We start from the raw sequence: 8,437 nt of genomic DNA, 5'->3' as shown, positions 1-8,437 counted from the left end.
GCAGCAGGCTGGCGGTGCCGCTGTCGTGCGGGAAATAGGCGCGGCCGATGGCGCCGGCGAAATAGCCGAACACCATGAAGTCGTACATTTCCAGGAAGTTGCCGCTGGCGACCCGCACCACGGTCATCACCTGGGCCCACCGGCCCCGCACCGCCGGCATAGGCATCACACCCTCAGTCATCAAGGCACCGCCAACCATTAACCCACCACACCACCCTGCCACGGCCCGCCGGCCGCCGCCAGGGAATGGGAGATCGCGTCAGTCGGCAGCCGGCGGTTTTGACCCAGGTGCGGGCGCCTCACCGTCGGGCGCGGTTTCGGGCGTCTTGGGCAGGGGGGTGAAGATGGGGTGGCCGACGTTGGTGAAGAAGATCTTGTTCTGGCTGTTGGCGATGTAGATGCGATGCGTCTTGATGAAATCGGCGCCCAGCACCATGTCGTGCGCCCCCTCCCGCTCCGGGTCCAGGCCGGCGGAATAGTCGCCGAAGCGCAGCCGCACATTACGGACCGTCTCATCCCCCACGACGAAGGTCCCGAAGCTGCCGATCCAGGTGGGAATGCTGCGCTTGCCGATGCCATGGCTGGGCCAACCGGTGACGACGCCGGGATCGTCCTCATGCACACCGGCGCGGTGGGCGGCGCGCAGCTGCACGCTGCTGCCGCCGGCGCCGGTGTCCAGGAGCGCCCAGAACTCATGATCGTTCAACGCCACGCGCACCATGTTGGACGTGCGGCGACCCGCCACCGGCTTCATCCGCGCCTCGGCATAGGTTTCCGCCCAATAGGCCAGGGGGACATCGTCGCAGCCCTGCGGTTGGAAGAAGCGGATCGCCCCGCCGGCGAAGTCCACCTCCACATCGCTCTGGCTGAAGATGTCCTGGCCCAGGATAAGCTCGATCCCCGGCCCGACGTCGGCGGTATCCAGAACCTCCAGCTTCAGGTCGCGGGCGTTCCAGTTGCCCACCCTCAAATCCGCGACGGGGGCGGAGCCAATGGCGACCTCGCCTCCCACGCCCACGGCACCGCCGGCGGCGGCGTGCAACGTCACGTCCACGCCCAGGCGCTCGGCCGCGCCCCGCGTCAAGGTGGTGCGGTAGGCGCCGGTGTCGACCAGGGCACGGATCGGCTTGCCGTTCAGACTGACGTCCGCCAGGGGTTGGTTGTGCTCCACCTTGATGGGCAGTTCCGCGATCTTGTTCAGGTGGCAATCCGCCGCCCCGGCCCAGGCGGCACCGGCAGGCGCCCCAGCGAGCGCCAACGCCAGGAGGGCGCCGGCGACACGCTTGCGCGCGTGCACATCCACCCGCATTCCCTGACCAAGCATCCCCTCTCTCCCGATCCTGTCAAAAGGCACCGGCATCCTCTTCGGCTTACGCCCCCGGCGCCTTGAACACCGGCGTGGCGACATTGGTGAAGTAGATCTTGTCCTGGCTGTTGGCGATGAAGATACGGTGCGACTGGATGAAGTCCATGCCCAGCACCATGGCCAGGCTGCCGTCGCGTTCCACACCCAGGTTGTAGTAGTCGCCCACCGACAGGCGGGCATTGCGGATGGTCTCATCCCCAATGCTGAGGGTGTCGAAGGTGCCGATCCAGGTGGGCACCGGCGTGCGGCCGATGTCGTGCCGCTCCGGCCCCGGCTGGGAACCGGGGCTGTCCTGGCGCACATCCACGCGGTTGGCCAAGCGGGTCAGCACCGTGCTGGTGCGCACGCCCGTGTCCAGCCGCGCCCAAAACTCCAGCCCGTTCAGCCGCACCACCACCCGGCTGACGGAGTAGCTACCGAACGCGCGGGAGCGCAGCGTCGCCTGGGAATAGGTCTGGGCCCAATAGGCCAGCGGCGTGTCATCGCAGTCGGCGGGGCGGAAGAAGCGGATGACGTTGTGGGCCATGTCCAGTTCGACGTCCGCCTGCACGAACAAATCCTGGCCCAGCACCATGTCGACATTGGCGCCAAAGTCACCGGCGTCCACCAGTTGCAGGCGATAGCCGGTGCCCTGCCAGGGGCCGAAGCTGAGGGTGTCGGCCTTCATGGTGCCGGCCTTGCGCCAGTCCCCCTGCCCCAGGTTGACGCCGCGCGCCCGGTGCTCCTGGAAATCCAGGCCCAGGCGCCGCGCCGCCTGAATGGAAACCAGGTGGCGGGTGGTGCCGGTGTCGACCAGCGCCCGCACCGGCTTGCCGTCCAGCAGGCCCTCGGCGATGGGCAGGCCGTTTTCCACATGGATGGGCAACTCCCCCACCGGGTTCAGCCGGCAATCGGCCGTGCCGGCCACCGCCGGGGCGGCAAGCAGCGACAGGAGGACGGCGAATGGGGCGATGCGGCGCATGGCGGCGGAATCCTTGGGCTCGGGGAACGGCCGATCAGGGATTGGCCGCCGTTTGGGGTGGAGGCGTCTGGGTGTCGAAAACGGGCCGGGCGACGTTGGTAAAGTAGATCTTGTCCTGGCTGTTGGCGATGTAGATACGGTGCGACCGGATGAAATCCATACCCAGGATCAGCCCCCAAACCTGACGCCCCACGTCGGAGATGAAGTCCGGGTTGAAGCGCACAAACCGCAACTTCACATTGCGTATCGTCTCATCCCCGATGGTGAAGCTGTCGAAGGTGCCGACGGACAAGGGATACTTCTCATGATCCGGCGGCCCCACCATGGCCAGGGTGGTGACGCCGGGGCCACCCTCGTACACCCCGGCCTGGTGGGCGATGGTGTCGCTGAGCGTGCTGTAGGTCGCACCGGTGGACAGGCGCGCCAGGAACTCATGACCATTCAGCCGCACCGGAATGCGGTTGCTGAAGCGGCGCCGTTCGTTCTGGGCGTACTGCATGGTCGCTTCCGCATAGGTTTCCGCCCAATAGGCCAGGGGGACGTCGTCGCAGCCCTGGGGACGGAAGAAGCGGATGATGTCGTGCGCGAAGTCCAGTTCCACGTCCGCCTGGGCGAAGATGTCCTGGCCCAGGGTCAGGTCGACATCCTTGCCGAAATGGGCGGGGATGACCTCCATGGTCAGGTTTTCCGCCTGCCAGCCGCCGACTGTCAGGCTCTGTACCGGTGTCGACCCAATCTCCCGCAGCTTACGGCCCGGGGTGAGCACCTTGTGCGCCATGGGCAGGGCCGTGACTTCCAAGCCCAGGCGCCGGGCCGCCGCTTCGGACAGGAGGGTCTTGTAGCTTCCGGTGTTGACCACCACACGGATGGGCTGTCCGTTCAGCGTGCCATCGACGATGGGCCGCCCGCCTTCCAGGCGCACCGCCAGCTCGGCGACCTTGTTGAGCTGGCAGTCCGCTGGCGCGGCGGCGGCCGCGCCCGCCGCCATCAGTACCGTGGAAAGGACGAACGCGGCGAGGCGGATGGGGCGCATGAAGGGACCAATCCCGACAGTTGAAACTCGCCTCTATATTGCAAACTCGCGTTTCTGCAACAAGCGCGCCTCAATCCATCCGATCGTCGCGACTCCGGTCGGCGGCGGCGTTGCGACAACCGGCCGCAGCTTTTGTGAAGGTGGCATTACACCCAACCACTACCGCGGTAGCGGTGCCTGAAGCGTCACACCAGACTGGCCCACAGATGGGCGGTGGCCAGGCTGCGCCAGGGGGTATGGGGACGCATCAGCGTCGCCTGCTCCTCCGCCGTGGGGCGGCGATCCAGGGCGTGGAAGCGCTGCAGGGCTGCCGCCAGGCCGGCATCGCCCACCGGCACCCGGTCGGGCAGGCCGCAGCCCCGCATCAGGACATAATTCGCGGTCCATGGCCCGATGCCGCGCAGGGCCAGCAGGGCGACCTCCGCCGCCGCCTCGCCGGCGGGATCGGTGTCCAGCCGCTCCAGCGCGGCCAGATCCAGCCGGCCGTCCACCGCCGCCTGGGCGGCGTCGATCAGGTAGCGGGCCTTGGAGCGGGAGAAGCGTCGCTCGGTCAGCGTCGCGGGATCCAGGGCCGCCACCGCCGCCGCGTCCGGATGGGCGATCATGCCCGAGGGATGCGGGCGGCCGGCCAGCAGGATCAGCTGGCGGCGCAGGTCGGCGGCGAAGGTCAGGTTGATCTGCTGGCCGATGATGGCCCAGGCCAGCGCCTCGAACACGGTGGCGGCCAACGGCGGGCGATAGCCCCGGCGGTTGCCCACCAGGCGCGCCGTCTCCGCATCCGTGTCGGCCCGCGCCTCCAGCCCGGCGGCGGCCTCAGCCAGGGCCGGCGTCAGGCCCAGCATGCGCAAGGCCACCCGCTGGGCGCGGGCCAGGATCAGGGAATCCTCGCTGTCGATGCCCATCACCATGCCGCGGCCCGCGCTGGGCGCCGTCAGGGTCAGCAGATAGGCCTGGCCGTCGAAATCCAGCGCCTTGGTCAGCGCCGGGCCGGCCACCCGCTCCGCCGGGGCGTCGCGGTCGCGGTACCAGTCGCGCCCGTGATAGCGCCAGGCGGCGTCCGGATCGAAGCCGGGCGGCGGATCCAGACGCAGTTGGCTCAAGACTCCACCAGCACGCCGTCGCGCAGTTCGATCACCCGATCCATGCGCGCCGCCAGGTCCAGGTTGTGGGTGGCGACCAGGGCGCCAAAGCCATCCCGGCTGGCGCCGCCGCCCCGCACCAGACGGGTCAGCAGGGCGAACACGTCATCGGCGGTGTGGTGGTCGAGGTTGCCCGTGGGCTCATCCGCGATCAGCAGGCTGGGCCGGTTGGCCAGGGCGCGGGCGATGGCCACGCGCTGCTGCTCCCCGCCCGACAGGCGGGCCGGGCGGTGGCTGGCGCGCGCGGCCAGGCCGACCTGGGCCAGCAGTTCCCGGGCCCGCTCCCGCGCCGGCCCCTTGGACACGCCGGCGATCATCTGCGGCAGGACAATGTTCTCCTCCGCGCTGAATTCCGGCAGCAGGTGGTGGAACTGGTAGACGAAGCCGATGGTCTGGCGGCGCAGGGCGGTGCGCCCGGCGTCGTCCAGCTGGGCGGCGTCGCGGCCACCGATGCGGATGACGCCGCCATCGGCGTGCTCCAGCAATCCTGCGATGTGCAGCAGGGTGGACTTGCCGGCACCGCTGGGGCCGACCAGGGCCACGATCTCCCCCCGGCGGACGGCGCAAGCCGCACCGCGCAGCACCTCCAGCACGTTGCCCGCCTGCTGGAAGCGGCGGACGACGCCGGACATCTCCAGGACGGTGTCGCCGGTTTCATTGGCGTCCAAGGGGGGCACGGGCATGGTTTCCGTCACGGACAGCTCACTCATAGCGCAGGGCCTCCACCGGATCGAGGCGGGCCGCCCGCCAGGACGGGTAGACCGTGGCGGCGAAGGACAGGAACAGGGCCATGCCGCCCACCTGTGCCACCTCCATCCAGTCCAGGCGGGCCGGGATCTGGGTGAACAGGTAGATCTCGGCGCTGAACAGGTCGCGGCCGATGATGGCCTGGATGAACTGGCGGATGGCCTCGATGTTGCGGGTGAAGGCCACGCCCAGGATGACGCCGAAGACGGTGCCGACCACGCCGATGCTGGCGCCGGTCAGGAAGAAGATGCGCAGCACCATGCCCCGGCTGGCGCCCATGGTGCGCAGGATGGCGATGTCGCGCCCCTTGTCCTTCACCAGCATGATCATGCTGCTGATGACGTTGAACGCCGCCACCAGGATGATCAGCGACAGGATCAGGAACATGACGTTCCGTTCCACGTCGATGGCGTTGACGAAGGCGGCGCTGCGCTGGCGCCAATCATAGACGCGGTATTCCTGCCCCGCCGCCTTGCCGACCGACTGCACATAGGGGTCGATGTCCGTGGGGTTCCGCACGAACACCTCCAGCGAGGTGTAGCCGTTGGCCACGCCGAAGAAGGTCTGCGCCGCCGCCAGCGGCATGAACACCAGGCTGTTGTCGACCTCGTACATGCCGACATCGAAGATGGCGGCGATGGGGTAGGTGCGCGCCCGCGGCAGGGAGCCGAAGGCCGTCTGGTTGAAGCGTGGGCTGATCAGCCGCAGGCTGTCGCCCACGTGCAGGTTCAGGCGCCGGGCCATGCGGCTGCCGATGGCGATGCCGTCGCCCAGGCTGGCCTCCTCGCTGCCCGCCGCCTCCTTCGTGGTGCCGAAGGCGTCGACCGTGCCCTCGATGAGGTGGGTGGAGACGATGGGCCGGCGGCGGAAATCCTCAGGCGTGATGCCGTGGACATAGGCGCCGGAGGCGGTGCCGTCCTGGGTGATGAGGGCCTGGCCTTCCACCGTGGGCATGACGGCGGTGACGCCGGGTACCGCCAGCAGGCGCTGGCCCACGGCGTCGTTCTCCGGCAGCGGGCCCAGCAGGGACTGGACTTCCAGATGGCTGTACAGGCCCAGCACCCGGCCCAGCAGTTCCGTGCGGAAGCCGTTCATCACCGACATGACGATGATGAGGGTGGCCACGCCCAGGCCGATGCCCAGCAGGGAGAAGCCGGCGATGACGGAGATGAACCCCTCCTGCCGGCGCGCCCGGAGGTAGCGCATCGCGACCATGCGTTCAAAGGCGGAAAAGATCATGAAGGCCCGGCCGTCGAGGTGGGGAGATGGTGAGGCAATGCACGCAATTCTGGGCGGAAAAAAGGCGCCCGCCACCTGAAGCACGTGCGACCGGTGGCGGGCGTCCCGTTTCTTGTGGTCAGGCCTTGATCAATTCCGCCAGCGCCGCCTCGACCGAGAGCTCGCGCTTCTCGCCGGTGGCGCGGCGCTTTAGCTCCACCACGCCGGCCTTCAGGCCGCGCGGGCCCACGGTCAGCTGCCAGGGCAGGCCGATCAGGTCCATGTCGGCGAACTTGGCGCCCGGCCGCTCGTTGCGGTCATCGTACAGGGTCTCCACGCCGGCCGCGTTCAGCTTGGCGTACAGGTCCTCGCACAGGCTGGCGCAGGCCGCGTCATCCGCCTTCAGATTGATCAGGCCGACATGGAAGGGTGCCACGGACTCCGGCCAGATGATGCCGTTCTCATCATGGCTGGACTCGATGATGGCGCCCATCAGGCGCGACACGCCGATGCCGTAGCTGCCCATCTCCACCGCCACGGGCTCGCCGTCCGGCCCGGCCACCACCGCGCCCATGGGCTTGGAGTATTTGGTGCCGAAATAGAAGATGTGGCCGACCTCGATGCCGCGGGCCGACACCAGCTGGTCCTCCGGCACCTCGCAGGTGGCGGGGTCGTGCTTCTCATCCGTGGCGGCGTAGATGCTGGTGTACTTGGCGAAGAAGTCCTTCAGGTCGCTGCCCGCCTCCGGCGGGTTCTGCAGCACGTCCAGGTCCAGCCAGTCCTTGTGGCAGAACACGCCGCTCTCGCCCGTCTCCGCCAGGATGATGAACTCATGGCTGAGGTCACCGCCGATGGGGCCGGTGTCAGCGCGCATGGGAATGGCCTTCAGGCCCATGCGGGCGAAGGTGCGCAGGTAGGCCAGGAACATCTTGCGATAGGACAGCTTGGCCCCTTCGGCGTCCAGGTCGAAGGAGTAATTGTCCTTCATCAGGAACTCACGGCCGCGCATGACGCCGAAGCGGGGGCGGATCTCATCCCGGAACTTCCACTGGATGTGGTACAGGTTCTTGGGCAGATCCTTGTAGCTGCGCACGAAGGTCTTGAAGATGTCGGTGATCATCTCCTCGTTCGTGGGGCCGTACAGCAGCTCGCGGTCATGGCGGTCGGTGATGCGCAGCATCTCCTTGCCGTAGTCGTCATAACGGCCCGACTGGCGCCACAGCTCCGCCGACTGGATGGTCGGCATCAGCAGCTCCTGGGCGCCGGCGGCGTCCTGCTCCTCCCGCACGATCTGCGAAATCTTGCGCAGAACCTTCCAGCCCAGCGGCAACCAGGCATAGATGCCGGCGCTGGTCTGCCGGATCATGCCGGCGCGCAGCATCAGCCGGTGCGAGGCGATCTGCGCCTCCGCCGGGGTTTCCTTCAGGGTGGGCAGGAAAAACTGGGAGGAGCGCATCGCGGGAACCCGTCGCCTTCGTGAACAGAATACGGAAAATCGAGCCGCGACTTTAGGCAATGACGGCACCCCTGTCCATGGCGGCGGGAAAGCGGGACAGTGACGGGGCGCCATCCAGGTTCCCGCCCCGGCGCCCCTGTGGTTAGCCTTCGATTGCGACCATAGAGACACTTTCCGCAGGATAGGTGCGCCTAATTACGCTACGCTCTGACGCTTCAGTGGCGTCACTTAAATAGCGATAGTGGAAGTGTTAAATCCAGAAGGTCATTTTCGCAACATTCCTCTTGTTGCTGGCAATAATATTTCCGGCAAGAGCTTGACAGTCTTAAAATTATAGCTGCCCCGCAATATACGCTGGGCAGTGGAGGGTTGACCAAGAAATCTTCCCCATGATCTTTACCGCGCCTTAACCAATCGACTGTTATCACGCCGTGATAGCCCGCCGCCCAGAGGATCGCGATCATGCTGGCCAACGCCAAAATCATTACCAAAATAAATCTTGTGATCCTGGTGATGC

The 8,437-nt window shown here is 67.3% G+C and carries 8 protein-coding genes and 1 pseudogene; all 9 read right to left on the bottom strand.

Annotated features, from left to right (window positions below; translation table 11 throughout):
* Positions 1 to 181, bottom strand: a pseudogene (locus I55_RS34280) (MFS transporter); the annotation flags it as partial.
* Between the two features lie 78 nt (positions 182 to 259).
* On the bottom strand, positions 260 to 1,324 hold the full coding sequence (locus tag I55_RS08815; protein WP_159107149.1) for an aspartyl protease family protein: 1,065 nt from the start codon (positions 1,322 to 1,324) through the stop codon (positions 260 to 262).
* 46 nt (positions 1,325 to 1,370) lie between these two features.
* The gene (locus I55_RS08810; protein ID WP_044560148.1) at positions 1,371 to 2,327 is read right to left on the bottom strand and encodes a retropepsin-like aspartic protease; all 957 of its coding nucleotides are present in this window, start codon (positions 2,325 to 2,327) and stop codon (positions 1,371 to 1,373) included.
* Between the two features lie 34 nt (positions 2,328 to 2,361).
* On the bottom strand, positions 2,362 to 3,360 hold the full coding sequence (locus tag I55_RS08805; protein ID WP_044560147.1) for an aspartyl protease family protein: 999 nt from the start codon (positions 3,358 to 3,360) through the stop codon (positions 2,362 to 2,364).
* Between the two features lie 185 nt (positions 3,361 to 3,545).
* Positions 3,546 to 4,460, bottom strand: a complete 915-nt coding sequence (locus I55_RS08800) for a DNA-3-methyladenine glycosylase (RefSeq protein ID WP_049973965.1) — start codon at positions 4,458 to 4,460, stop codon at positions 3,546 to 3,548.
* Entirely contained in the window at positions 4,457 to 5,131 is a 675-nt protein-coding gene (locus tag I55_RS08795) for an ABC transporter ATP-binding protein (protein WP_085939972.1), read from the bottom strand. Before I55_RS08795 ends, I55_RS08800 begins: the two co-directional genes overlap by 4 nt.
* Before the next feature lie 70 nt (positions 5,132 to 5,201).
* Positions 5,202 to 6,485, bottom strand: coding sequence for a lipoprotein-releasing ABC transporter permease subunit (locus tag I55_RS08790; RefSeq protein WP_044560146.1), 1,284 nt, complete (start codon positions 6,483 to 6,485; stop codon positions 5,202 to 5,204).
* Positions 6,486 to 6,603: 118 nt separating this feature from the next.
* Positions 6,604 to 7,920 (bottom strand): proline--tRNA ligase, encoded by a 1,317-nt coding sequence (gene proS / locus I55_RS08785; protein WP_044560145.1) that lies wholly within the window; start codon positions 7,918 to 7,920, stop codon positions 6,604 to 6,606.
* Between the two features lie 224 nt (positions 7,921 to 8,144).
* Positions 8,145 to 8,437 (bottom strand): hypothetical protein (locus I55_RS37975; RefSeq protein WP_211100305.1); only part of this gene is annotated, 293 nt, incomplete at its 5' end.

This window comes from Azospirillum sp. B4 (assembly GCF_000333275.1).
Classification (GTDB): domain Bacteria; phylum Pseudomonadota; class Alphaproteobacteria; order Azospirillales; family Azospirillaceae; genus Nitrospirillum.
This window is presented reverse-complemented; position numbering and strand designations above follow the sequence as displayed.